The sequence below is a fragment of the Aminobacter sp. DSM 101952 genome, assembly GCF_001424795.1.
GTDB classification, from domain to species: domain Bacteria; phylum Pseudomonadota; class Alphaproteobacteria; order Rhizobiales; family Rhizobiaceae; genus Aminobacter; species Aminobacter aganoensis.
This window is the reverse complement of the sequence record NZ_LMCL01000032.1, coordinates 231,442-256,917: the sequence shown is the minus strand read 5'-3', so window position 1 is coordinate 256,917 and position 25,476 is coordinate 231,442. Positions and strand designations below refer to the sequence as shown.

The window sequence follows — 25,476 nt, the reverse complement described above, 5'->3', positions numbered from 1 at the left end:
GTGCAGGTGTAAACCATAGTTCACGTCGGCGTTGACTTCTGGATGTCTGTGAACTATGGTTCACATATGTTCGAGGTCCGTCAGACCGACATTTTTCGGGAATGGATTGATGGGCTTCGGGACGTGGCAGCCCGGCGCAAGATCGCCCAACGCGTGGTTCGGCTTGAGGCCGGTCTGTTTGGCGATGTCAAATTCTTCGACGGCATCGGCGAACTGCGCGTGGACTTTGGTCCCGGCTACCGCGTCTACTTCGTACAGCGCGGACGAATTCTGGTCATCCTGCTGTGCGGCGGAGACAAGTCGAGCCAAGGCCGCGACATCAAGCGGGCCTTGGAACTGGCCAAGGAGGTGTAAGCATGGTTCTCAAGACAACTCCATTCGATGCTGCGGCGTATCTCGATACGCCTGAGTCCCAGGCCGAGCTGATTTCCGACGCCTTTGAAACAGGTGATGCTGCCTACATTACGCATGCGCTCGGAGTCGTGGCGCGCGCGCGAGGCATGAGCCAGATCGCCAAGGATGCCGGAGTAACGCGTGAGGGCCTTTACAAGGCCCTCAGCGCCGACGGCGATCCGCGGTTGACGACGCTGCTCGGCGTCGTCAGGAGTCTCGGCCTGACTGTGACGGTGCAGGCGGCGCCCAAGTCTTAGCCAGCTTCTGCCGTCCTCACACCTCGTGCAGGTAGAGGTGGTAGTCGAGTTCGCTGACCGTGCGGGCAACACGCAGGTATTCGGCTTCCTTGATTGCCGTAAACGTGCGGTGCAGGTCGTGGCCGAGCGCTTCGCGCAGGAATTCCGATTGCTTGGCCACCTCGATCGCCGTGCGCCAGTCCGGCGGCATGACGCTTTCGGTGCCTTCGGCCTGTTCGTAGCCATTGCCCGAGGTCTCGGGGCCGGGATCGAGCTGTTCCTCCAGCCCTTTCGAGATGCCGGCGAGGATGGTCGCGGCGACCAGATAGGGGTTGGCGTCGACGCCCGAGGGGCGGTGCTCGATGCGGCGGTTCCTGGCGTCGCCCGCCGGCACGCGCAGCGCCACCGAGCGGTTGTTGACGCCCCAGGTCGGCGCCACCGGTGCGTAGGACTGCGAGACGAAGCGGCGCCAGGAATTGGCGTGCGGGGCAAACACCAGCATCGATTCCGCCATGGTGTCGGCGAGGCCGCCGAGCGCATGCAGCAGCTTCGGCTCCCAGATGCCTTCCCTCGCTTCGGCGAAGACGTTGGTGCCGTTGCTGTCGAGCAGCGAGGCGTGGAAGTGCATGCCCGAGCCGGCATATTTTTCGATTGGCTTGGCCATGAAGCAGGCGGTGACGCCATGTCGGCGCGCCTGCATGCGGACGATGCGCTTCAGCATGATCAGGTCGTCGGCGGCCTGCATCACGTCCTTGCGGTAGCGCAGTGTGAGCTCGTACTGGCCCGGGGCGTATTCCGAGATGACGGTTTCCGCCGGGATGCCCTGCAGCTTGGCGGCGGCATAGATGTCGGAGAACAACGGCTCCATGCCGTGCAGATGGTCGACCGAATAGACCTCGGTCTTGCCCGAGGCGCGGCCGTCGAGCACGGCGCGGGCCGGCTGCACCTTGCCGTCGCCGTCGCGCTCGTTGGCCAGCAGGAAAAATTCGAGTTCGAAGGCGCCGGCCGGATGCAGGCCCTTTGCCGCCAGCTTGTCGACCTGGCGCTGCAGCGCCAGCCTCGGGTCCGAAGTCATCGGCGCGCCGTCGAGATGGTACATCGACATCAAAAGCTGGCCGCGGGCGGGGCTGGTGGCATGCATCGGCTTCAGCGTGCCGGGGATCGGCCAGGCGCGCAGGTCGCCGTCGCCGGAATCCCAGATCAGGCCGGTCTCGTGCACGTCCTCGCCGGTGATGTCGAGGCCGAGGATGGAGATCGGCAGGTGGCGTCCGCCTTCGTAGAGGCCCATCAGCTCGTGGCGGCGGATGATCTTGCCGCGGCCGACGCCATTGGCGTCGGTCAGCACGATGTCGAAGGCTTCGACGTCTGGGTTCGCGTCGAGGAAGGCCCTGGCCTCGTCGACGGTCGAGCCGGAAGGTGATGTCATGATGTCACTCGATTGTCCTTGTGCCTTGTCTCATGCCGCAAGACGGGCGGCAATATCGCCGAAAGCTGCGACCAGCCTGTCGACCTGCCGCGCGGTCGTCACCGGCGAGACCAGCATCATGTTGTGGAACGGCGCGATCAGCACGCCGCGATTGACCAGCGCCACGTGCACGGCAGCCTCGAGCCGCGAGGCATGCGCGTGCTCGGCCTCGCCGCCATTGCGCAGCGGGCCTGGCGCGCAGATGAACTCGACACGGGCGCCGACACGCATCACGTGCCAGGGCAGCCTGCGTTTTCGGATCGCCTTGTCGAGGCCGGTGGCCAGCCGTTCTGCCAGCTTTTCCATGTGGGCGTAGTTCGCTTCCGTCATCACCTCTTCAAGCGTCGCCCGCATCGCCGCGAACTGGAGGGGATTGGCCGACAAAGTCGTGCCCATGCCGGAATAGCCCGGCTCCTTGGTGGCGTTGTAGGCGGTGTAGCGGGCGGCGAGCTCTTCGCTCATGCCCCAGACGCTCGCCGGCACGCCGCCGGCGACGGGCTTGCCGAGCACGAAAAGGTCGGGCTCGAGATCGTGCTTTTTGGTGTAGCCGCCTGGGCCGGTCGAGATGGTGTGGGTCTCGTCGATGAGCAGCAGCGTGCCGGCCTTGCGGGTCAGCGCACGCACGCCTTCGAGGAAGCCGGGTTCGGGCAGCACCATGCAGGAATTGGTCAGCACCGGTTCGGTGATGACGCAGGCGACGTCGTCATGGCTCAGCGCCTCTTCCAGCGCCAGCAGGTCGTTGAACTCGACGATGCGGGTGCGCTCGGTGAGGTCGCGGAACTCGCCGGCGAGGCCGGGCCGGTTGATCGGCTTGCCACCGTCCAGCCGCACCATCGTCTCGTCGACGGCGCCGTGGTAGCAGCCGTTGAAGACGAGGATCTTGTCGCGGCCGGTGACGGCGCGGGCGACGCGGAGGGCGAAGCGGTTGGCGTCGCTCGCCGTGGTGGCAATCTGCCAGTGCGGCAGGCCGAAGCGCTCGGCAAGCAGCAGCCCGAGGGTGAGCGAGTCCTCCGACGGCAGCATGTAGGTCAGGCCCCGGCCCGCCTGGCGGCGGATGGCGCGGGCGACCGGGGCAGGCGAATGGCCGAACATCGAGCCGGTGTCGCCGAGGCAGAAATCGGCGAGCCTGTTGCCGTCGACGTCGGTGATGGTGGCGCCGCTGGCCTTGTCGACCAGGATGGGGAACGGCGTCGGCCAGTCCTTCATCCAGTGCATCGGAACGCCGTTGAAGAAACCTGCCATGCCGTTGCCGAGGGAGGCCTGCGATTTCGGCCGCGCCCTGGTGAAGATTTCGGCCTCGGCGGCTGCAAGCTCGGCGATGCGCGACAGCGCCACGCCGCCTTCGGTGGCTTCCGGACGTTCGATGCGGTTCATCATGGCTCCCGACTGATACCGGGGCACTCTAGCCAGAGCGGATGCGAAACCGCAATTGGCCGTGCTTGCGGCGTCGATTGGCTCAGCCCTGGGGCACTTGACCATCCCCGGGCATCGGCGATCATGACACTGTGCTTTGGGGATGGATGCCGATGCGTGTTATGATGGTGCTTATGTCGATCCTGCTTGCGGCGGGCCCGGCCGTTGCCTCTGGCGGGCTGTCATGCGGTGCCAAGGATGAGGCAGTGAAACTGACCATCGAGAGTGGCGTCACTCGCGGCATGGGCAGTCCGGTGTTCGATTTTCGCGGCGAGATCGAGATTGCCAACAAGGCCATTGAGGCGGACCTGCGCAAGATTACCTTCGGGCGCGAGCACCTGGCGCAATACTGGCTCGATGGTGAAGAGCTGCGCATGGTGGTCTACCGCGAGCGCGACGGCGACAAGCCGCATGGCTATGTCGAGGTCACGATCAGGACCAAGTCGGGCGAAGAGGGCGACTACATCGGCCAGTATTCCGTCACGGTGTTCGACATGACGGGTGCTGCCGGCGGCGACGGCAGGACCTACAATTTCACCGGCCGGGCGACCTGCCTGGTCGAGTAGCCATCGAAACACGTTGAGTACGCGCGTCAATCCTTGTGCATGGAGGCGATCGCGCGTCGCATGAGCGCCAGGAATGCCTGGCGTTCGTCCTCGGAGAAGTCGGCCAGCGCCGCCTCGTTCTGCGCGCGGGCCGCAACGGTGGCGGGATCGCGCAGCGCTTTCGCTTTTGGCGTCAGGTGGATGGCCTGGGAGCGGCCATCGCCGGGATTGGCGCGCCGCTCGATCAGCCCGTCGCGCTCCATCCTCGTCAGCGTGTTGGCCATCGTCGCCTGCTCGACATCGAGACGCCGCACCAGTTCGCTCTGGGAAATCCCGTCCTCGTCCCACAGCGGCAGCAGCGTCATGAACTGCGCCGGCGCCAGCCCGAGGGGCCGGATGCGCTCGTGCAGGCCCTTGGCGAAGAGGCGCGCCATCTGGTTGGCGAGGTAGCCGGCGGAGCGTTCTTTCTGGAAAGCCATGGCCGAGAGATAGAGCTTGAATAGCATGCTATGCAATGATATATAGCTTGCTATCAAAATCGGAGGCTCGACAATGAAAGCGAAGCTCCATGCGGCGGCCGGGACGGTCGCCTTGATCACAGTCACCTGTTTCTGGATTTCCACGGCTGCAGCCGAACTCAGCGGCAACGCCGAAACCATAGCCATGGTCAAGGCAGCCATCCTTGGCGGCATGGTGGTGCTGATCCCGGCCATGATGATCGCCGGCGCCTCGGGCTTCTCGCTCGGCAGGGGTTGGAGAAGCCCGGTCGTGCAGCAGAAGAAGCGCCGCATGCGCATCATTGCCGCCAACGGGCTTCTGGTGCTGCTGCCCTCGGCCTATGTGCTCGCCGGCTGGGCCGAAGCCGGCCGCTTCGATGCGGGTTTCGTCGTCGTGCAGGGGCTGGAACTGATCGCGGGTGCGATCAACATTACGCTTCTGTCGCTCAACATGCGCGACGGCCTGGCGCTCCGGCGCAAGCCGGTGAGGGTTGTCCGCGCCGGCTGAATTGAGGGTGTCTGACGTTGCTTCGAACGGAAGACGTTTCACGGTCTCCCTGGAGTTTCTAGCCGGCGATGTCGATGACGCCGCAGTCGCCGGTGGCACTGCCGAAGGCGAGGCGGCGCTCGTCCTTGTCCCAGGCCATTGCGGTAATGGCGCCCTTGCCGGGGCGGCGCAACAGCACCTCCTTGGAGTCGGCGAAACGTACTGCCATCACCATGCCGTCGTCATAGCCGATGGCGACGATGTCTTCGCTGGGATGGCAGCAGACCGACGTCACCATGGAATTGCCGCGGGTGCCGAGTTCGAGCGGCGCCTTGCCCATCGGGCCGTCCTTGCCGCTGAACGGCCAGACGATGGCGGCGGGCGCGCCGGAGCTTGCCAGCCACTTGCCCTTGGCGCTCCATGACAGGCTCTTCACCTTGGCGGGGTAGCCGGTCATGCGCATGTGTTTGCCATCGACCAGCTTCCAGCCGTGCAGCGCGTTTTCCTGCATCGTGGTGACGAGGAAGGCGCCGTCGGGCGAAAACGTGATTCCGGTATGGGCGCCCGCCCATTCCAGTTCCACCGGCTTGCCCTCGGCGGCGGGGAAATGCAGCGTCGCGCCATTGTAGCGGGCAATGCCGATGCGCATGCCCTTGGGCGAAAAGGCGACGCCCTCGACAGAGCGCGGGTGAACGAATTCCTTGGTCTTGCCGTCGGCGAAGCGCACCCAGGCATTGCGACCGCTGGCATAGGCGACGGCGCCCTGCGGGCCCGAGGCGACAGCGGTGACCCACTTCTTGCCGGCGCTGGCGAGTTCCTGGGCGGTGCCCGACGATCCCAGCGACATCACCTTGCCGTCCTCGCCGCCCGTGATCAGCAGGTCGTTGCCGGCGCTGGTCGTCGCCGACAGCAGGCCGTCATGCAGCTTGACCGATTTCTGGCCGTGGTCGAGCCAGTGCACCATGCCGTCGGCGAGTGCGAAGAAGGGGATGTTGTCGATGAAGGCAGCAGCGATGCAATGGCCTTCGAGGTCAAACGGGGCGACTGTGGGCATGAGAAAGGCTGGTTCCGTCTTCGATGTATCTTTGCCCCTCACCCTTACCCTCTCCCCGCAAGCGGGGCGAGGGGGGCGTCGGCATTGCGGCCATCTTCCTTCTCCCCGTCATTTACGGGGAGAAGGTGCCGGCCCTTCGACAAGCTCAGGGTCGGATGAGGAGCAGAATATCCGGTAACTAGTTTGGCGGCCTTACGCCGCCTGGCAGGCCTCGAAGCTGCGCTTGAGGCGCTCGGCGTCGAGCTCGCGGCCGATGAACACCAGCCGGCTCTCGTGCTTCTCGTCGTCCTTCCAGGCGCGCTGGTGGTCGCCCTCGATGATCATGTGCACGCCCTGGATGACGTAGCGGTCCGGATCGTCCTTGATGGCGATGATGCCCTTCAGGCGCAGGATGTTCGGGCCTTCCATCTGGGTGATCTTCTCGATCCAGCGGAAGAATTTCTTGGAATCCATCTCGCCGCCGCGCAGCGACACCGACTGCACCGTCACGTCATGGATCGGCGACACGGCGCCATGGTCGTGATCGTGGTGGTCATGGTCATGATGGTGGTGATCATGATCGTGGTGGTGATGATGGTGGTCGTGGTCGCAGTTCGGGCCGCATTCATGGTCGTGGTCGTGATCGTGGGCATCGAGGAAATGCGGATCGTCGGCCAGCACGCGCTTCAGGTCGAAGGCGCCGCGGTCGAGTACCTGGTCGAGGGCAACGCCGGCGCGGGTGGTGCGATGGATCCGGGCCGAGGGGTTGATGGCGCGGACGGCGGCCTCGACGTCGCGCAGCTCGTCGGCATTGACCAGGTCGGTCTTGTTCAGCACCACGACGTCGGCAAAGGCGATCTGGTCCTCGGCCTCGCGGCTGTCCTTGAGGCGCAGCGGCAGGTGCTTGGCGTCGACCAGGGCAACGACGGCGTCGAGCTTGGTCTTGGCGCGCACGTCCTCGTCCATGAAGAAGGTCTGGGCGACCGGCACCGGGTCGGCAAGGCCGGTGGTCTCGACGACGATGGCGTCGAAGCGGCCGGGACGGCGCATCAGGCCCTCGACGACGCGGATCAGGTCGCCGCGCACGGTGCAGCAGACGCAGCCATTGTTCATCTCGTAGATTTCCTCGTCGGATTCCACGATCAGGTCGTTGTCGATGCCGATCTCGCCGAACTCGTTGACGATGACGGCATAACGCTTGCCGTGGTTCTCCGACAGGATGCGGTTGAGCAGGGTCGTCTTGCCGGAGCCGAGATAGCCGGTCAGCACGGTGACGGGGATTTGGGTCTGAGCTTCGGTCATGGTCGTCCTCGGGATCGAATAGAGGCTCCATATAGGATGCCGGAAAGGCTTTTGCACGTCTCAAACGGCATCGCGGCAGCGCGTTGCGCACATTACGGAAGTTTCATTGGGATGGCGGCCGGGCAGTGCCTAGATTGATGGCCGGGCAAGGGGCTTGCCGCCCCATTTTCGGAGACAGACGACGATGCCGAAAGCATCTTTTTCCAGCATACTGAGCCGCCGCCGGGCGCTCGGCCTGATCGCAGTGACCGCCGGTGGCGGCGCGCTGGTGCCGGTCCAGCTGTTCGCCCAGCAGGCTTCGCCGGCAGGCGGCGCCTCGTTGCTCATGCCCGAGGCCGGGGTGTGCGCGATCACGCCGGAAACGACCGAGGGGCCCTATTATTTCGATCCGGCGCTGGAGCGCGCCGAGATCACCGAAGGACGCGAGGGCGTGGCGCTGACGGTGCGCCTGCAGGTCGTCGACGAGGCCTGCGTGCCGATCGAGGGTGCGCGCGTCGACCTCTGGCATTGCGACGCGACCGGCCACTACTCCGGCTATCCCGGCCAGGGCGACGGCCGCGACGTCGACACTACCGGCGAAAAATTCCTGCGTGGCTGGCAGCGTACCGGCAAGGACGGCATCGCCGCCTTCAAGACAATCTATCCCGGCTGGTATCGCGGCCGCACCACGCATATCCATTTCAAGGCGTTCCCGAGCGAGGGCAGCGCGATGACCGGCCAGATGTTCTTTCCCGACGACCTCAGCGAGCATATCTTCACCACCGTCGCGCCCTACAATCAGCGCAGCGGGGCACGCGACACGACGAACGCCGACGACGGCATCCTGCGTCGCGCCGGCGAGGGCGTGCAAAGCGCGGTCCGGGAGGTTGCGTCGGCCTACGAGGCGCTGATGATCGTCGCGGTGAAGCGGGCGGGGTAAGGGCCGCATCCGGAAATTTGCCGGCGAAGGGTATCTGTCATCGAACTGTAACATCCGTCTGGCAATAGCGCTCATGCGGATGGGTTGCCGGCAAAGCGTGACGGCAACAATCTCCCGCAGGGTCGATTGCCAAGGGCTACGCAGCAACTATTCTCGGCCACTACGGCACGGGGGCGTGGCGCAGGAGAGGGCGGATGTCCAAGTCCAACAAAGGCGCGGCGATGAGCCGGCTTCACCAGGTGGCCCGGCTGGCGCGCACCTCGCTTGCCGCACGGCTGCTTGCCCACGGCTTCTATGCCGGCCAGGACCAGATCATGCTGTCGCTGCACGACGAGGACGGCCAGACACCCGGCCAACTCGCCTCGCGGCTCGGCGTGCGCCCGCCGACGATCACCAAGACCATCAACCGGCTGCAGGCCCAGGGATTCCTTGAGAAGCGCGCCTCGGACACCGATGCCCGCCAGGCCCACATCTTCCTCACCGAATCCGGCCACGATGCCATCCGCGCCGTCGAGAAATCGGTCAAGAAGACCGAAAAGCAGGCTCTCAAGGGCTTCGACAAGAAGGACCTCAAGCAGCTGTCCAAGCTTCTCCTGCGCATCGAGGCCAACCTGTCGGACCTGACGCTCATCGACGAAGAGGCGGCTGCCGACGTCGAGGGCGCTACCGAGGTCGAGCCCGAAGCGGAAGCCGAAGCGGCGGAATAGGCGCTTCATGCGCCGTACCCACGAATTTTGCCTTGCCGGGCGGCGCCTATTGGCGCAATAGCGAGGGATCCTCCGTCCTATCCGGCCTGCCAGCGTGACTCCTCAAAAACCAGCAGAGACTGCAACGCCGTCATCGGCGATCCTGCTGATATTCGCTTCCGGCCTGGTCTTTTCCTTCCTCGACACCAGCGCCAAGCACCTGGTGACGTCCGGCATGGCCGCTCCCTTCGTCACCTGGGTGCGTTTCGCGGTCCATGCGGTTCTCGTCATGGTGCTGTTCAGGGCCTGGAGGCGGCCCGAGCGCCTGGTGCCGCAGAGCATATGGCTGCAGATCCTGCGCGCCGTGTTCATGTTCGGCTCGACCATCTTCAACTTCATGGCGCTGCAGACGCTGCAACTCGCCGAGACGGTGTCGATCAACTTCGCCAGCCCGATGGTGATCACCGCGCTGGCGGGGCCGCTGCTCGGCGAATGGGCCGGCTGGCGGCGCTGGCTCGCCGTCTCTGTCGGCTTCATCGGCGTGATCGTCATCACCCGGCCGGGCTTGGGCGGTTTCGGCATCGGCCACCTGTTTTCGATCTGCGCGATGCTGAGTTCGTCGCTCTACACCATCATGACGAGGCAGATGGGCAGCCGCGAAACGGCCGAGAGCCTGATCCTCTATTCGGCTGTCGTTCCAGCGGTCTTCATGCTGCCCGCCGTGCCGCTCGCCGGCTCGATGCCTGCCCATCTCTACGACTGGCTGGTGCTGTTCGGCCTCGGCGTGTTCGGCGGTTTCGGTCACTGGCTGCTGATCAAGGCCTACCAGCGCGCCACCGCCACCGCACTTGCGCCATACCCCTATCTGCAGATGGTCTGGATGATCATCCTCGGCTGGCTGGTCTTCGACCAGTTGCCCGACCGCTACACGCTCGCCGGCGCTGCGATCATCGTCGGCAGCGGCCTCTACATCATCCACCGCGAGCACAAGCTGCGGGTCAGGAACCGCGCCGCGCCGAATGCGGAAGCCGAGGAGCTGGCAAAAAAGCTTTGATTTGCCGTTGAACAATGGCATACGGCTTTAAACGGTTTAAAAGACCGTCCGTTCACGCTTGCGGATGGAGGGCCCGCTGGCTCAGAAGATCAAGCTTTCGACGATTGCCGACGCGCTCGGCGTTTCGACCGCCACCGTGTCGCTTGCGCTGCGTGACAGTCCGCTCGTCGCCGATTCCACACGCGACCGCATCAAGCAGCACGCTCGCGAGATCGGTTACATCTACAATCGCCGTGCGGCCAGCCTGCGCACGTCGCGCTCGGGCATCGTTGGTGTCGTCGTGCACGACATCATGAACCCGTTCTACGCCGAGATCCTGCGCTCCATCGAGAGCGAACTCGACCGCAGCCGGCAGACCTTCATCCTGTCCAACCACTATGACGACCTGGAGAAGCAGCGCACCTTCGTCGACACGCTGCTGCAACTCGGCGCCGACGGCGTGATCATGTCGCCGGCCATCGGCACGCCGGCCGAGGACATCATCATGGCCGAGGAAAACGGCCTGCCGGCGGTGCTGATCGCGCGCTCGGTCGAGGGCGCGGAAGTGCCGGTGTTCCGCGGCGACGACGCCTATGGCACGGCGCTTGCCACCAACCACCTGATTTCGCTCGGGCACAAGCGCATCGCAATGATCGGCGGCACCGACCAGACCTCGACCGGCCGCCACCGCTACCAGGGCTATGTCAACGCCATGGAGGCGGCCGGGCTCGAAGTGCTGCCGTCGTGGCGCATCGCCGGCCCGCGCACCAAGCAGGGCGGCTTCGAGGCGGCCGGGCAGTTCCTGGCGCTCAAGGACAAGCCGACCGCGGCCTGCTGCTGGAACGACCTCGTCGCCATCGGCCTGATGAACGGCATCGCCCGCGCCGGCCTCGTGCCCGGCATCGACGTGTCGGTCACCGGCTATGACGACCTCGAGGAAGCGCAGATCGCGACGCCGGCCCTGACGACGGTGTGGAACGGCCAGCGCGAGGTCGGCCGCCGCGCCGCGAGCGCGCTGCTCGACAAGCTCAACGGCCAGTCGGTGCGGCCGTCGCAGGAACTGATCAAGCCCGAGTTGCATGTCCGGCAGTCGACCGGCAGGCCGAAGGAACGCGGCTAGTCCGGTCGTGTGATAGCTGGGGGGACGGAGCCGCATCGGGAGGCGCGGCCGAGTGCAATTGGCTGCGAATGGGATCGGAGCGCCGGCTCAAGATTCATGGTTCGACGGGCTCACCATGAGGGTTTCGGAGGGCATCGCCTGGACCAAGGTCAGGGCGGGTGCGGGCCAGCTTCAAGATACTGAAGTCGCACGATGTAGGCGCCACGCCTCCGTATCCCTCATGGTGAGCCTGTCGAACCACGAGGGCGCGCCGGGCGCGCCTGCCACGCTCCCAAAGTGCCGGGCCTTGCGAGCCTACTCCGCCGCCGTCCTCGCCGCCTGGCGGGCGACGGCATGGGCGCGGGCGGCATCGCCGAACGCCTTGAAGATGCGCTGCGAGACGTCGTCGGACTTCACCCAGTATTCGGGATGCCATTGCACGCCGACGGCGAAGGCCCTGGAATCGCGCACCGACACCGCCTCCACCGTGCCGTCGGGGGCGACGGCCTCGACCTGGAGCTTGGGGCCAAGCCGCTCGATGGCCTGGCGGTGGACCGAGTTGACCATGATATCGCCGGGTCCGAATACGCCTGCCAGGCAACTGCCCGGCTTGATCGTCGCCACCTGGCGGATGGCGAAGCGTTCGTCCTGGTTGTCGCTGACCGGCGCGCGATGGTCGGCAATGCCCTCACGCTCTTGGATCTCGGTGCCGAGCGAGCCGCCGAGCGCGACGTTGAGTTCCTGGATGCCGCGGCAGATGGCGAGCAGCGGCACGCCGCGCTCGATCGCCTTGCGGATCAGCGGCATGGTGGTGGAGTCGCGGGCGAAGTCGTAAGGGCCGTTGGCCTCGGTCGCCTCCTCGCCATAAAGGCGCGGGTCGACGTTCGACTTGGAGCCGGTCAGCATGACGCCGTCGACGGACGACAGAAGCTCGTCGAGGTCGAGCCGGTCGCCGAAGGACGGCACCAGCACCGGCAGCACGCCTGCCCCGGTGATCGCTGCCTCGAGATATTGCTGGGGCACCGCATGCCAGGTGTAGTTCTCGAACTGCTTGACGTCTGACGACACGGCGACGAGCGGCTGGTGCATGATGAGGTTCAAACCCTTGTGGGAAGCGAGCTGTTTCCTTGCCCGTAAAATAGGCGATCGGATGGCTGTTTTCCAACACAAGTTTGTGGGCCACGCATGCGGCCGGAAATCGGGATTAGACTATAGTTTTAGATGCTTGGGCTGCCGCAGCGTTTTCCTAGGCCAAACTCCGGGCGCCCCGCCGGGCGCGCTTTACTCGCACCCTTCGCCGTGTATTGTCGCGGGCGGCGTAGTGGTGGGAGGCCAAAATTTCCCCAGCGTCGCATAGGTTCTTTCGGTCCAGCATGGGAGGATTTTGATGGATCGCCGTTCATTTATCAGAAAAGCTGGCGCGACCGGCGTGGGGGCAGCGGCGGCTGCCGCGACGCTTGCCGCACCGGCAATTGCCCAGTCCAATCCAAAGGTCACGTGGCGCCTGGCGTCGTCGTTCCCGAAGTCGCTCTCCGACACGATCTTCGGCGGCGCACTGACGCTTTCGAAATATGTGTCCGACGTCACGGACGGCAATTTCCAGATACAGGTTTTCGCGGCAGGCGAAATCGTTCCCGCGCTGCAGGTGGCGGACGCCGTCACCGCCGGCACCATCGAAGCCGCGCACACGGTCTGCTACTATTTCTGGGGCAAGGACCCGACCTGGGCGCTCGGCTCGGCGGTGCCCTTCTCGCTCAACGCGCGTGGCATCAATGCCTGGCACTACCAGGGCGGCGGCATCGACCTGTTCAATGAGTTCCTCGGAACCCAGGGCATCGTCGGCTTCCCGGCCGGCAATACCGGCGTCCAGATGGGCGGCTGGTTCCGCAAGGAGATCAACACCGTCGCCGACCTCCAGGGCCTGAAGTTCCGCGTCGGCGGCTTTGCCGGCAAGGTTCTCGAACGCCTCGGCGTCGTTCCCCAGCAGCTCGCCGGCGGCGACATCTACCCAGCGCTCGAAAAGGGCACGATCGATGCTGCCGAGTTCGTCGGACCGTTCGACGACGAGAAGCTCGGCTTCGTCAAGGTTGCTCCGTTCTACTACTACCCCGGCTGGTGGGAAGGCGGCCCGACCGTGCACGCCCTGTTCAACAAGGCCAAGTTCGACGAGCTGCCGAAGCAGTACCAGTCGGTGCTCAAGGTGGCGGCGCAGGCGGCTGACGCCAACATGCTGTCCGCTTACGACTGGCTCAACACCGCGGCCCTGAAGCGCCTGGTCGCTGCCGGCGCGCAGCTCAGGCCATTCAGCCCCGAGATCATGTCGGCATCGTTCGACGCGGCGAACCAGACCTATGCCGAGATCGAGGCAGGCAATCCGACCTTCAAGAAGACCTGGGAATCGATCAAGGCCTTCCGCAAGGACTACTACCTCAACATGCAGGTCGCCGAATACAACTACGACACCTTCATGATGGTCCAGCAGCGCGGCGGCAAGCTCTGAGCTGACCCGCATCCATTGAGGAAACCCCGGGCTTCGACCCGGGGTTTTTCTTTGTCCGCAGCCAAGGCCGAAACAGGAAAGGGCACCCATCGGGGCGCCCTTTCTGCTTGTCTGCCTGGTCAGTTAAAGCTTGGCGGCTTGGACAGGTCCGGAGCCGCCGGCTGGGCCGGGGCGGGTGCCGTGCCTGGTGCCGTTCCCGGCTGGGCGGGTGCGCCGAGCGGTGGCAGGCCGAATCCGCCATCGAGGCTCGGCATGTCGGGCATCTTGATCTCGATGCTGCCCGGATCGACCGTCGGGCCCTTGTAGTGCATCACCATCTGCGGGAAGGCGATGGTCAGGCCGATCATGATGACCTGGATGCAGACGAAGGGAACGGCGCCCCAGTAGATCTGCCCCGTCGTCACCGGCTGGATGTTCTTGCCGGTGATCTTGTCGAGATAGGGCACGCGCGCCGCGACCGAACGCAGGTAGAACAGCGCGAAGCCGAAGGGCGGGTGCATGAAGCTGGTCTGCATGTTGACGCCGAGCAGCACGCCGAACCAGATCAGGTCGATGCCGAGCTTGTCGGCGGCCGGTGCCAGCAGCGGCACGACGATGAAGGCCAGTTCGAAGAAGTCGAGGAAGAAGGCGAGCAGGAAGACCAGCACGTTGACGGCGATGAGGAAGCCGACTTCGCCGCCGGGCAGCGACACCAAGAGGTGCTCGACCCAGAGATGGCCGTTGACGCCGTAGAAGGTGAGCGAGAAGACGCGGGCGCCGATCAGGATGAAGATGACGAAGGACGACAGCCGCGTGGTCGAGGCCAGCGCCTGCTTGACGACGTCGAAGTTGAGCCGGCCCTTGACGGCGGCCATGATGAGCGCGCCGACCGAACCCATGGCGCCGCCTTCGGTCGGCGTGGCGATGCCGAGGAAGATGGTGCCCAGCACCAGGAAGATCAGCGCCAGCGGCGGGATCAGCACGATGATGACCTGCTGGGCCAGCCGCGACATCATGTTGAACTTCAGGCCGCGGTCGGCGATGGCGACGACATAGATGAAGATGACGCCGACGCAGGCACCGAGGATGTCGGCGTTGGCGCCGTGGGTGGGCGACAGATAGACGTGCGCCGCATAGGCGATGACGGCAGCGACCGCCAGGGCCACGAACAGCGACATCACGCCATGGCCGAGCGTGCGGGCCTCCAGCGGCAGGGCCGGCATCGACTTCGGCCGGACGATCGACATGATCAGGATGTAGCCCATGTACAGGCTGGTCAGCACCAGGCCGGGGATCAGGGCGCCCTTGTACATGTCGCCGACGGAGCGGCCGAGCTGGTCGGCGAGCACGATGAGCACGAGCGACGGCGGGATGATCTGGGCCAGCGTGCCCGAGGCGGCGATGACGCCCGAGGCGAGGCGACGGTCGTAGCCGTAGCGCAGCATGATCGGCAGCGAGATCAGGCCCATGGCGATGACCGAGGCGGCAACCACTCCGGTGGTCGCGGCGAGCAGGGCGCCGACGAAGATCACGGCATAGGCCAGGCCGCCACGGATCGGTCCGAACAGCTGGCCGATTGTGTCGAGCAGGTCCTCGGCCATGCCGGATCGCTCGAGCACGATGCCCATGAAGGTGAAGAACGGAATCGCCAGCAGCGTCTCGTTCGACATCACCCCCCAGAAACGTTCCGGCAGGGCGTAGAGCAGTGGCCAGGACAGGTTGATGGTGCCGTTGGAGATCGGCGCCAGCTCGACGCCGATGAGGAAGAACAGCAACCCGTTGGCGGCAAGCGAGAAGGCGACGGGATAGCCGAGCAGCATGAAGATGATCAGCGAGAAGAACATGATCGGCGCCATGTTCTGGGCGATGAATTCGATCATGAGCGCACCTCGTCGGCGAGCGCCTTGCCTTCGAGCTCGGCGGCCTCGTGGGCGGAAATGAAGGGGTTGGGATCTTCCATGTCGCCGCGCATGATGGCGATCTTCTTGATGATCTCCGAAATGCCCTGGAAGCCGAGCTGCACGAAGCCGATCAGCAGCAGCGCCTTGGCCGGCCACAGGATCAGGCCGCCGGCGCTCGACGACACCTCGCCCGAGCGGAACGACAGGCTGACATAGGGGACGAAGTAGAAGATCATCAGCAGCACGAAGGGCATCAGGAACAGCAGGTGGCCGAGCAGGTCGATCCAGTGCTGCACGCGGCGCGAGAACATGCCGTAGACGACGTCGATGCGAATGTGCTCGTTCTGTTTGAGCGTGTAGGCGGCGGCCAGCATGAAGGCGGCGCCGAACAGGTACCACTGCAGCTCCAGCCAGGAGTTGGACGACATGTTGAACGCCTTGCGGACGATTGCGTTACCCGCACTGACGAGGATGGCGACCAGGATCGCCCAGGCGACCATCTTGCCGATCGCCTCGTTTATGCGGTCAATGGCTCTGGATAGAGCGAGCAGCCCTGCCATGCATTCCTCCCTGATTTTTGATGGGGCAGCCGTTGTCCCCCGACGTTCTTTTTCCGGCGTTCCCGTTGTCCATGGGTATGCCGGTCATGGGGGCCGCGTCAACATAACAGCGCTATGGCGTCAACCGCCGCGAAGGCGTGAAAACAGGGGAAAAGCTTCCGTGACGCTGCGGCATACAACCAAAGTCGCAGGCGAAATCCGGCGCTTTCAGACCGTGCCGGGCGCGTCCCGGCGATCGCCGGCCAGCACCAGCATGGCGGCCAGCAGGCCATACATCCAGGCGTCGCGCCATTCGATCGGGAAATAGCCGGCCCACAGCGCCTCGACCATGCCGAAGGCGGCGGCACCGAGTGCTGCCTTGCCGGGTGCGTAGTAGCCGCCGACGGCTGTGATGAACAGGATCTTCAGGCCGTAGACGAGGCCGGCGCCGAAACCGATATTGCCATAATAGAGCGCGGCCAGGATGCCGGCCGCGCCGGCGCAGAACCCGCCATAGAGTAGCGCGCGATGGAAGATGCGGCCGGTGTGGATGCCGCAAAGCTCGGCAGCGAGCGGATCGTCCGATACCGCGCGCCAGTGGCGGCCGAAGCGCGAACGCGCCAGATGGATCGCGCCGCCGGTGACGATCGTGGCTGCAATCGCCGTGTTGACCAGCTGAATGACCGTCAGGGTCGCCAGGAACCCGCCCTGGGCGGCGAAGACAACCGGCGTCGCCAGCATCGGCGGCAGCCAGTAGTCGTGGGTGTCGGCGGCGATGCGGCTGACCTCCATCAGGACGATGAGCAGGCCGAGCGTGGCGGCGACGATCGCATTGGGCGAACGGTTGGCAAGGGGGGCAAGCACGGCACGCGACAGCAGCCGGGTGACGAAACCGGCATAGGCAATTGCCACCAGGGTGCCGAATGCGATTGTCGCCGGCAGGGTCAGCCACAGTACCTGCCAGCCATAGACAGCGGCGAGGATCATGGTCTGGCCGCAGAAGGCAAAGATGCCGCCATAGGCGAGGTTGGTGCGCCGGAGCAGGCCGTTGCCGAGCGCATAGCCGAAGGCCAGCAAGGCGTAGATCGCTGCCGAATGCACGCCGTTGAGGAGTTGCTGCAGGAAATAGAGCATGCGCTGTCCGGCCGGGCGGTAGGTTCCGCACCGGCCAGACGTTGCGCTCTCGAATCTAACTTGTCAAACTGGCTTTACCAGTTAGATTTGAGGCATGTCAGTTTCCTGGACCCGACATCGGTTTTCCGGCGGCGTGCTTGCGCTCGATACCGCCAACACGGTCGTGCTGCGCGGCGACGCCGAGCGCGGCTTCGATCGCTTCGACGATCCGGTCGAGATCGCCCGCTTCGCAGTGGCGGCGACGACGTTTCGCGCCGACGAACTGAAGGGCAGGGCGCTTGCCGCAGTCGACCCGCACGCGATCGCCGGCAAGGTCATCGCCATCCGCGAGACAACCGACCGGCTTTTCCGCGGCGCTGCCGCGGCGGGCACGCTGGCATCAGCCGATTTGCCCGCGTTCCTCGACGCTTGTGCCCAAGGGCTCGCCGGATCGCATGAGATCCTGAGTTCCGCCGCGCCCTTTGGCCTCGCTGCGGAACCGCTTGCCTTCGAGGCCGCAATTGCCGTTTCGGCGCTGTCGCTGATGTCGTCCGATGCGCTTTCCCGGCTCAGGATATGTCCGAACTGCAACTGGCTGTTCGTCGACCGCAGCCGCAACGGCAGCCGGCTGTGGTGCGACATGGCCGTCTGCGGCAACCGCCAGAAGGCCAGGCGTCACTACAGCCGGCGCAAGGAGGAGGTGGAGAATGTCTGAGCGAAAATTCTTGCGCAGTGCCGCAGCGCTTGCCGGATTGGCACTTTTGGCGCTGGCCGGTTGCCGTGACAGCGGCGGCGAGGGCGAACATTTCGAACTGTCCGGCCGCCTGTTCGTGTTCAACTACCGTGTCGCCACTGTGCGCTACATGGTGACGTTGAGGCCGCTCAAGCCGGCCGGCGAGGGCGAAGTCGCGGTGGCGAGTTTCGAAAACCCCGCAGGCGGCCAGGCGATCGCCGTGCGCCAGAAGATCTGGCCGCTGAGCGAGAAGGTGACGATCGAAAGCCCGCCGCTCGAATGCGTGGTCAAGGACCGGCCCTACAAGGTGTCGATCGTCATCGAGGGCGCGAAGGGCGAGCAGATGCAACTGATCGAGACGACGATGGTCTCGTCTCAGGACCAGTCGATGGTGCCCGACAAGCCGCTGGTCGTCGGCCCGTTCTACGATCTCAATCCCGAGGTCAAGGGACATCCGGACGGTCGCCTGCCACAGGGGCGCGGCGTGAACTGCCCACCTCCGGCCTGAGCCGGGGCGGCAGCTCTAATATTCGCGCGCGGTAGCCCGTTGCGTTCAGATTGCTTCGCGGCAAGCCGCCAAAAGCATCTTTGATTGTTCTTTTCCCCGTGCAAAGAAATTCGTTTGACGCGACAGCCGTGCCCGGAAAAGCTATCCCTAAGCTACCCAAGGTCAGCCGCCCGAATCGGGGGCCGGTTCGGGCACAGGAAATGCTGATGACGCTTCACGACGTCGCTCTCGATGACAAGTTCGATCTCGGCAAGGAGCGGATCTTCCTCTCCGGCGCGCAGGCGGTCATCCGGATGCTGCTGATGCAGCGAGAGCGCGACCGGCTTGCCGGCCTCGACACGGCGGGTTTCGTCTCAGGGTATCGCGGTTCGCCGCTCGGTGGCCTCGACCTGCAGTTGTGGAAGGCCAAGAAGCAGCTTGCCCAGTCCAACATCGTCTTCCAGCCCGGCCTCAATGAGGAGCTGGCGGCGACTGCCGTGTGGGGCTCGCAGCAGACCGAACTGCTCGGCGAGGGCAAGCATGACGGCGTCTTTTCGATCTGGTACGGCAAGGGCCCGGGCGTCGACCGTTCGGGCGACGTGTTCCGCCACGCCAACCTTGCGGGATCGTCGAACAAGGGCGGCGTGCTGGCGCTGATGGGCGACGACCACACCGCCGAATCCTCGACCAACGCGCATGCTACCGAGTTCCTGTTCGTCGACACGATGATCCCGATCCTCAATCCGGGCGGGGTGCAGGAACTCATCGACTACGGCCTCTACGGCTTTGCGCTGTCGCGTTTCGCCGGTACCTGGGCGGCGATCAAATGCGTCAAGGACAACATCGAGTCGACCGCCTCGGTCGATGCGTCGCTCGACCGGCTCAACATCGTCATCCCTGAATTCGACATGCCGCCCGGCGGGCTCAACATCCGTCACGAGCTCGACCAGCTCGGCCAGGAAGCGCGGTTGCACGAATACAAGCGGGCCGCCGCCGCTGCCTTCATCCGCGCCAACGGCATCAACCGCATCGTCTATTCCGGCGGCCGCAAGCCGAAGATCGGCATCATGACCGTCGGCAAGAGCTTCCTCGACGTGCGCCAGGCGCTCGACGACCTCGGCATCGACGAGGCGCGGGCCAACCAGCTCGGCATCCGGTTGTTCAAGGTCGGCTGTCCCTGGCCGCTCGACATCGAGCACATCAGGGACTTCGCCAGCGGCCTCGAGATGATCGTCGTCGTCGAGGAAAAGCGCTCGCTGCTCGAGACCCAAGTGCGCGAGGAGCTGTATGGCACCTCGATGCAGCCGAAGGTGGTCGGCAAGCGCGACGAGCGCGGCGACTGGCTGTTTCCGGCCAAGGGCGCGCTCGACCCCAACGACATCGCCATCGCGCTGGGCGAGCGCATCCTCAAGGTTATCGGCCCGTCGGAAGAGATTGCCGCCCGCGTCAGCAGGCTGCGCCAGTACCAGGCGATGCTTGCTGACACCAAGGACGTGGCCTCGCGGACGCCGTTCTTCTGCTCGGGCTGCCCGCACAACACGTCGACCAAGGTGCCGGAGGGCTCGATCGCCGGCGCTGGCATCGGCTGCCACTTCATGTCCTTGTGGATGGACCGCAGCACCATCGGCTTCACCGCCATGGGCGGGGAGGGCGCGCAGTGGGTCGGCCAGGCGCCGTTCACCAAGCGCGGGCACATCTTCCAGAATCTCGGCGACGGCACCTACAACCATTCGGGCACGCTGGCGATCCGCTTCGCGCTCGCCTCGGATGCCAACATCACCTACAAGATCCTCTACAACGATGCCGTCGCCATGACCGGCGGCCAGCCGCACGAGGGCAGCCTGACCGTCGACATGATCGCCCGCCAGGTGCGCGCCGAGGGCGTCGAGCGCATCGCGGTGGTCACCGACGAGCCGGGTAAATATGACGGGCGTTCGCAGTTTCCCGTCGGTGCCACCTTCCATCACCGCGACGATCTCGACCTCGTCCAGCGCGAACTGCGCGACATCAAGGGCGTCACCGTCCTGCTCTACGACCAGACTTGCGCCGCGGAAAAACGGCGCCGGCGCAAGCGCGGCACCTTCCCCGATCCCGACAAGCGCGTGTTCATCAACGAACTGGTCTGCGAAGGCTGCGGCGACTGCGGCGTCAAGTCGAGCTGCGTCTCCATCCAGCCCGTCGAGACCGAGTTCGGCCGCAAGCGCAAGATCGACCAGTCGAGCTGCAACAAGGATTTTTCCTGCGTCAACGGCTTCTGCCCGTCCTTCGTGACGGTCCATGGTGCCAAGATCCGCAAGGCCGACGGCATCGCCGGCACCAGCGACCCGCTCGAGGGAGTGCCGGCGGCGAGGGAGTTCACGCTCGACCGCGACGGCTGGGCGGCGATCATCGATGGCGTCGGCGGCACCGGCGTCGTGACCGTGGGTGCCGTGCTCGGCATGGCCGCCCATCTCGAAGGCAAGGGCTGCGGCATGATCGACATGGCCGGCCTCGCCCAGAAGGGCGGCTCGGTGTTCACCCATGTCCGCATCGCGCGCACGCCTGAAGACATCAACGCCATCCGCGTTTCGGCCGGCAAGGCAGACCTGATCCTGGGCTGCGACCTCGTCGTTTCGGGCGCCAAGAAGGTGCTGGCGGCGGTCCGCGAAAATCACACCATCTTCGTTGCCAATACCGCCGAGATCATGCCCGGGGAGTTCACCCGGTCGGCCGATTTCTCGCTGCCCACCGAGCGGCTCAAGAAGACCATCAAGGAGGCGGCAGGGGATACCAGGGCGCACTTCTTTGACGCCACCCGCACGGCCGCCGCCCTGTTCGGCAATTCGCTCGGCGCCAACATGTTCATGCTCGGCTTCGCCTTCCAGCATGGCGGTTTGCCGCTGTCGTCCGAGGCGATCGAAAAGGCGATCGGGCTCAACGGCGAAGCGGTGGCGATGAACGTTGCCGCCTTCCGCTGGGGCCGACGTGCTGCGCATGAGCCGGAGTTCGTCCGCGCGATGATCGACCGTTCCGGCCGTGGCGCGGAACCTGCGGTGGCGCAAACCCTCGACCAGGTGATTGCGCGCCGCGCCGAATTCCTGACAGCCTATCAGAACGCCGCCTACGCCGAACGCTATGTCGGGCGCATCGCGTCGCTCCGCGCTGCCGAGGACAGGGCCAGACCCGGATCGACCGTTGTCGCGGAAGCGGCAGCGCGCTCCTTGTTCAAGCTGATGGCGATCAAGGACGAATACGAGGTCGCGCGGCTCTATACCGACGGCTCGTTCAAGCGCGAACTGGCCAGGCAGTTCCAGGATTACGACCGGCTCGAGTTCCATCTCGCGCCCCCGATCCTTGGCCGCAAGGGGGCGGACGGCGTGCCGCGCAAGTCGAATTTCGGTGCGTGGATGATGAAGGGCTTCAGGCTGCTTTCGGCGCTGAAGTGGCTGCGCGGCACCGCGTTCGACATCTTCGGCTACACCGCCGAGCGCCGCATGGAGCGGCAGCTGCTCGACCGCTACGAAGCCGATCTGGAGATGATCCGGGGCGCGCTGACGGGCGACAACATCGAGGCGGCAACGGGCCTCGCGTCGGTGCCGCAACTGATCCGCGGCTATGGCCACGTCAAGCACGCCAGCGTCGAAAAGGCTGCGGGCGAGCGCGAGCGTCTGGTCGCAAGATTGAACACGCCGCCGGCAAGAACTGAGCTTCAAGCCGCCGAATAGTTGATACCACTTGTTTACCTGAACCTAAGGTAGCAGCTCTATTCGGCGCCCGATGCGCAAGCAGACGCTGGCAGCGCGGGGTTTCTAAGCCTTTCTTAAGGCGGATGTGGCAGTCCTTGGCCTCCTAGGCAGGCCTCGGATGCGCAGAAGAAACAACGAGATACCGGTCGACGTCTACATACCATTCGTGGAAACGCTTTTCCGCGACGGCTCGACGCTGGCTATCGGTATGGTTGCGCAGACGCTGCTGATCGGCGTCGTGTGGTGGAAGACCGCTCATCCGCTCTATCTCGTGGTGGCGCTGCTGATGGTGCTGGTTGCCACCCTGCGGCTGCGAAACTTCCGCAAATACAACAGGCTGCCGTCTCCAACGACGTGGGAAGAAGCGCACCAGCGCGAGAACGACTACATTCTTTACGGCTCGCTTCACGGCGCAACGCTGGGCGCATTTTGTCTTGCGGGCATTTACTTTGCGTATGACACATTTGCCGAAATCGCCTCAGTTTGCGTGACGCTCGCCACGGCTACGTCCATCGCCGGTCGCAACTACGGCTCACCGCGTATGGTGATCATCCTGATCATCGCCCTGACGTGGCCAATCTCGCTCGGGTTCCTGCTGCGCGGCGACGCTTACCATGTCTTCCTGGGCCTGCTGTCGGCGCCGTTCCTCTTTGCGATCCGAAAATTCGCCAATACGGTCCGAGACGTGCTGTTCACCGCCGTTTCGGAAGAGAAGAAGGCCAATCGCCTGGCGCAGCGCTTCAACCGTGCGCTCAACACCATGTCGCATGGGCTGGTCATGCTTGGCCCGGACGGACGCGTGGCGGTCGCCAATGCCGAGGCCGCGCATCTGATGTCGGTCAAGTCGCCGGAGGCGCTGCTCGGCCGCTCGATACATGGCCTGCTGATGCGCGGCGTGGCCGGCGGCCAGCTTGCGCTGAAGGATTGCCGCTACATCGAGGCCCAGCTGACGAGGGCGCTGCGCGAAGGCAAGGACCGCAAGGTCCTGGTTGCTCTAGCCAATGGCCAATGCCTGGAGTTTTCCGCCCGCGAAGGCAGCCAGGAGCTCGGCGTCATCACCTTCGAGGACGTGACCTCCCGCGTCGCGGCGGAGGAGAAGATCCGGTTCATGGCGCGCTACGACAGCCTGACCGGCCTGCCCAACCGGGCCTATTTCCACGAGGTCGTCGCGGAATGCATCCATGCCGGCGACCGCGACCGGCTCTGCGCCCTTGCCGTCCTCGACCTCGACGACTTCAAGAGCGTCAACGACACGCTCGGCCATCCCGTCGGCGATGGATTGATCTATGCCGTGGCGGAACGGCTTGCAGCGTTTGCCAGCGACAATATCAAGGTCAGTCGCTTCGGCGGCGACGAATTCATGATCTATTTCGACAGGGTCGACGACGAGGCGCACCTAACGGCGGAGCTCGACCGGATCTTCGCCGAGATGCAGGGCGAGGTCGACGTCGCCGGCCATGCCCTGCGCATCCAGGCGAGCGGTGGCGCCGTCCTGGGACAGGTGCGCGACTCCGAGGTCGACGGGATGATCGTCAAGGCGGATCTCGCGCTCTACAAGGCCAAGGACCTTGGCAAGAACAGCTGGCACCTGTTCGAGGCGGTGATGGACGCTGCCTTCCGCAGCCGCCAGCTGATGAAGGCCGATCTGCGCAACGCCGTCGAGGCCGGCGCGCTGCGCGTCGTCTACCAGCCGATCGTTTCCATGGCCACGATGCGGATCGCCAGCTGCGAGGCGTTGTGCCGCTGGGATCACCCCGAGCTCGGGCCGGTTTCGCCGGCCACCTTCATTCCGCTCGCCGAAGAGATGGGCATCATCTCCGACATCAGCACGTTCGTGCTGCATGCGGCATGTGCGGAATGCGCCAAATGGCCGGCCAAGATCAGCGTCTCGGTCAATCTGTCTGCCAAGGACTTCCGCAGCCGCGACGTCATCGACAAGGTGAGGGACGCGCTGGCGGCCTCGGGCCTTGCGCCGCATCGGCTGGAGATCGAGGTCACCGAGACCGCGCTGCTCGACGACAAGTCGCTGACGCGCAGCTATGTCGAGGAACTGAAGAGCATCGGCGTGCGCATCGCGCTCGACGATTTCGGCACCGGCTATTCCAGCCTGAGCTATCTGCACAAGCTGCCGCTCGACAAGGTCAAGATCGACCGCAGCTTCCTCGCCGACGTCGGTCAGAACCCGCGCTCGCTGCAGTTGCTGAAGGGCATCGTCGACCTGTCGCGCCCGCTCGGGCTGACCGTCACCGTGGAAGGGGTCGAGACCTTCGAGCAGCTCAAGATCCTGGCCGTCGAGGTGCAGCCGGACCTCGTGCAGGGTTTCCTGTTCGGATCGGCGCTGTCCTCGTCCGGTATCGAGACGATGTCGAACACCGTCTGGCCCTTCGCCAAGGATATCGGTCTCGCCCGGATCACCGCCACTCGCTAAAATGGCTGCGGATACATCGCCGAAATCGCGAAACTTCTTAATTTTCCGTTAATTATTAACCTTAACGGAAGGTAAACAGGAACAGTTTGATTTTCATCTTTACATAACTCCGGCCTCCGCTACCCTTAAGTCGGGCGGAATTACGGGGAATACCATGACCATTCATCAGGCGACGTCCGGCGGCGACGCTGACGTCAAGAGTAGCAGTGCGTCCGAACCGGGGTCGTCATTTGCACGGCACGTTTCGAGCTTGCTCGAGCGCACCGAGTACCGCCGTTGCGACAAGGGCGAGGATCTCGAAGACATCTACCGTCTGAGGTACAAATCGTACCGGTCCAACGATATGGTCCCGGACAACGAGAGCCATACGATCAACGATGAGTTGGACGAGACCCCCAACGCGTATCGTTTCGGAGTCTATGTCGACCAGCACCTGGTAAGCACACTACGCATCCATCACGTCACCCTGGCGACGCCCTTGTCACCGTCGACCAAGGCATTCGGCGACATTGTCATGCCGATGCTGGCCAAGGGGCTGACGTTCATCTGCCCCAGCCGTTTCGCATCCGACCCCGAATGGTCGCGCGTCTACCCTCAGATCCCCTACATCACGCTTCGCCTCGCAGGAATGGCGTGTTTCCACTTCAACGCGCCTTATTGCCTGTCGACAGTTCGCGAAGATCACGCCGGCTTCTACAAGCGCATCTATTATTCCGAGCGGATCAGTGAGCCGCGCTCGTATCCGGGCGTGTTCAACAAGGTGGTTCTGTATCGAGCCGACGTGAACGCCATCCGCGAGCGCTCGTTCCAGCGCTTCCCCTTCTTCAAGTCGACGCCGATGGAGCAGCGGCTGATGTTCGGCAAGCCACCGCTGGGCGAGCTGGCGCCGCTGACCATCCTGCCGACGGCGAAATATTTTCGCGAAGCCGCCTGAGCTTCGCGTAAGGTCGCCGGGCAGGCGAG

23 protein-coding genes are annotated in these 25,476 nt (G+C 64.7%); 14 read left to right on the top strand and 9 right to left on the bottom strand.

Annotated features, from left to right (window positions below):
* Positions 1-66 precede the first annotated feature (66 nt).
* Together ASC75_RS21230 and ASC75_RS21225 are read left to right on the top strand one after the other, a co-directional pair.
* Entirely contained in the window at positions 67-354 is a 288-nt protein-coding gene (locus ASC75_RS21230) for a type II toxin-antitoxin system RelE/ParE family toxin (RefSeq protein WP_055979959.1), read from the top strand.
* 2 nt (positions 355-356) lie between these two features.
* Positions 357-650 carry an addiction module antidote protein gene (locus ASC75_RS21225; protein WP_055979956.1) on the top strand — a complete coding sequence of 98 codons (294 nt, stop codon included), beginning with the start codon at positions 357-359 and terminating at the stop codon, positions 648-650.
* 16 nt (positions 651-666) lie between these two features.
* Here the strand turns inward: ASC75_RS21225 and ASC75_RS21220 are convergent, their stop codons facing one another.
* Together ASC75_RS21220 and ASC75_RS21215 are read right to left on the bottom strand one after the other, a co-directional pair.
* On the bottom strand, positions 667-2,055 hold the full coding sequence (locus tag ASC75_RS21220; protein WP_055979953.1) for a glutamine synthetase family protein: 1,389 nt from the start codon (positions 2,053-2,055) through the stop codon (positions 667-669).
* A gap of 30 nt (positions 2,056-2,085) precedes the next feature.
* A complete protein-coding gene (locus tag ASC75_RS21215) occupies positions 2,086-3,468 on the bottom strand; it encodes an aspartate aminotransferase family protein (protein ID WP_055980312.1) in 1,383 nt (460 codons plus the stop codon).
* Between the two features lie 152 nt (positions 3,469-3,620).
* On the opposite strand from ASC75_RS21215, the gene ASC75_RS21210 reads away from it, so the two are divergent.
* A complete protein-coding gene (locus ASC75_RS21210) occupies positions 3,621-4,073 on the top strand; it encodes a hypothetical protein (RefSeq protein ID WP_156381342.1) in 453 nt (150 codons plus the stop codon).
* A gap of 26 nt (positions 4,074-4,099) precedes the next feature.
* On the opposite strand, the gene ASC75_RS21205 is transcribed toward ASC75_RS21210, so the two are convergent.
* On the bottom strand, positions 4,100-4,558 hold the full coding sequence (locus tag ASC75_RS21205; protein ID WP_244487900.1) for a MarR family transcriptional regulator: 459 nt from the start codon (positions 4,556-4,558) through the stop codon (positions 4,100-4,102).
* Between the two features lie 46 nt (positions 4,559-4,604).
* Here ASC75_RS21205 and ASC75_RS21200 point away from each other — a divergent pair, with 46 nt between their 5' ends.
* Positions 4,605-5,057, top strand: a complete 453-nt coding sequence (locus tag ASC75_RS21200) for a hypothetical protein (RefSeq protein ID WP_055979947.1) — start codon at positions 4,605-4,607, stop codon at positions 5,055-5,057.
* Positions 5,058-5,115: 58 nt separating this feature from the next.
* On the opposite strand, the gene ASC75_RS21195 is transcribed toward ASC75_RS21200, so the two are convergent.
* Both ASC75_RS21195 and ASC75_RS21190 read right to left on the bottom strand, forming a co-directional pair.
* Positions 5,116-6,090 carry a WD40 repeat domain-containing protein gene (locus ASC75_RS21195; protein ID WP_055979944.1) on the bottom strand — a complete coding sequence of 325 codons (975 nt, stop codon included), beginning with the start codon at positions 6,088-6,090 and terminating at the stop codon, positions 5,116-5,118.
* Positions 6,091-6,282: 192 nt separating this feature from the next.
* A complete protein-coding gene (locus ASC75_RS21190; protein ID WP_055979941.1) occupies positions 6,283-7,371 on the bottom strand; it encodes a GTP-binding protein in 1,089 nt (362 codons plus the stop codon).
* 184 nt (positions 7,372-7,555) lie between these two features.
* Here ASC75_RS21190 and ASC75_RS21185 point away from each other — a divergent pair, with 184 nt between their 5' ends.
* The 4 genes from ASC75_RS21185 to ASC75_RS21170 all read left to right on the top strand — a co-directional run bounded on the left by ASC75_RS21185 (position 7,556) and on the right by ASC75_RS21170 (position 11,129).
* Positions 7,556-8,290 carry an intradiol ring-cleavage dioxygenase gene (locus tag ASC75_RS21185; RefSeq protein ID WP_055979938.1) on the top strand — a complete coding sequence of 245 codons (735 nt, stop codon included), beginning with the start codon at positions 7,556-7,558 and terminating at the stop codon, positions 8,288-8,290.
* A 194-nt stretch (positions 8,291-8,484) separates the two neighbouring features.
* Positions 8,485-8,997, top strand: a complete 513-nt coding sequence (locus tag ASC75_RS21180) for a MarR family transcriptional regulator (RefSeq protein WP_055979935.1) — start codon at positions 8,485-8,487, stop codon at positions 8,995-8,997.
* A gap of 94 nt (positions 8,998-9,091) precedes the next feature.
* Positions 9,092-10,030, top strand: a complete 939-nt coding sequence (locus ASC75_RS21175; protein WP_156381341.1) for a DMT family transporter — start codon at positions 9,092-9,094, stop codon at positions 10,028-10,030.
* A 64-nt stretch (positions 10,031-10,094) separates the two neighbouring features.
* Positions 10,095-11,129: a LacI family DNA-binding transcriptional regulator gene (locus ASC75_RS21170; RefSeq protein WP_055979932.1), complete on the top strand. Its 1,035-nt coding sequence runs from the start codon at positions 10,095-10,097 to the stop codon at positions 11,127-11,129.
* Between the two features lie 294 nt (positions 11,130-11,423).
* Here ASC75_RS21170 and ASC75_RS21165 read toward each other — a convergent pair whose 3' ends face one another.
* On the bottom strand, positions 11,424-12,197 hold the full coding sequence (locus tag ASC75_RS21165; protein ID WP_055980298.1) for a gamma-glutamyl-gamma-aminobutyrate hydrolase family protein: 774 nt from the start codon (positions 12,195-12,197) through the stop codon (positions 11,424-11,426).
* Positions 12,198-12,495: 298 nt separating this feature from the next.
* On the opposite strand from ASC75_RS21165, the gene ASC75_RS21160 reads away from it, so the two are divergent.
* On the top strand, positions 12,496-13,608 hold the full coding sequence (locus ASC75_RS21160; RefSeq protein WP_055979929.1) for a TRAP transporter substrate-binding protein: 1,113 nt from the start codon (positions 12,496-12,498) through the stop codon (positions 13,606-13,608).
* A gap of 119 nt (positions 13,609-13,727) precedes the next feature.
* Here the strand turns inward: ASC75_RS21160 and ASC75_RS21155 are convergent, their stop codons facing one another.
* From ASC75_RS21155 to ASC75_RS21145, 3 genes are all read right to left on the bottom strand, one after another.
* Positions 13,728-15,467: a TRAP transporter large permease subunit gene (locus ASC75_RS21155; RefSeq protein WP_055979926.1), complete on the bottom strand. Its 1,740-nt coding sequence runs from the start codon at positions 15,465-15,467 to the stop codon at positions 13,728-13,730.
* The gene (locus tag ASC75_RS21150) at positions 15,464-16,048 is read right to left on the bottom strand and encodes a TRAP transporter small permease subunit (protein WP_055979923.1); all 585 of its coding nucleotides are present in this window, start codon (positions 16,046-16,048) and stop codon (positions 15,464-15,466) included. Before ASC75_RS21150 ends, ASC75_RS21155 begins: the two co-directional genes overlap by 4 nt.
* A 207-nt stretch (positions 16,049-16,255) precedes the next feature.
* Positions 16,256-17,161, bottom strand: a complete 906-nt coding sequence (locus ASC75_RS21145; RefSeq protein ID WP_055979920.1) for a branched-chain amino acid ABC transporter permease — start codon at positions 17,159-17,161, stop codon at positions 16,256-16,258.
* A gap of 94 nt (positions 17,162-17,255) precedes the next feature.
* Here ASC75_RS21145 and ASC75_RS21140 point away from each other — a divergent pair, with 94 nt between their 5' ends.
* From ASC75_RS21140 to ASC75_RS21120, 5 genes are all read left to right on the top strand, one after another.
* Positions 17,256-17,855: a CGNR zinc finger domain-containing protein gene (locus ASC75_RS21140; RefSeq protein ID WP_055979917.1), complete on the top strand. Its 600-nt coding sequence runs from the start codon at positions 17,256-17,258 to the stop codon at positions 17,853-17,855.
* Positions 17,848-18,381, top strand: a complete 534-nt coding sequence (locus ASC75_RS21135) for a hypothetical protein (RefSeq protein ID WP_055979914.1) — start codon at positions 17,848-17,850, stop codon at positions 18,379-18,381. Before ASC75_RS21140 ends, ASC75_RS21135 begins: the two co-directional genes overlap by 8 nt.
* A gap of 206 nt (positions 18,382-18,587) precedes the next feature.
* Positions 18,588-22,064 carry an indolepyruvate ferredoxin oxidoreductase family protein gene (locus ASC75_RS21130; RefSeq protein ID WP_055980295.1) on the top strand — a complete coding sequence of 1,159 codons (3,477 nt, stop codon included), beginning with the start codon at positions 18,588-18,590 and terminating at the stop codon, positions 22,062-22,064.
* Positions 22,065-22,203: 139 nt separating this feature from the next.
* Positions 22,204-24,513 (top strand): EAL domain-containing protein, encoded by a 2,310-nt coding sequence (locus ASC75_RS21125; protein WP_055979912.1) that lies wholly within the window; start codon positions 22,204-22,206, stop codon positions 24,511-24,513.
* A 154-nt stretch (positions 24,514-24,667) separates the two neighbouring features.
* Positions 24,668-25,447: a hypothetical protein gene (locus ASC75_RS21120; RefSeq protein WP_055979909.1), complete on the top strand. Its 780-nt coding sequence runs from the start codon at positions 24,668-24,670 to the stop codon at positions 25,445-25,447.
* Positions 25,448-25,476 lie beyond the last annotated feature (29 nt).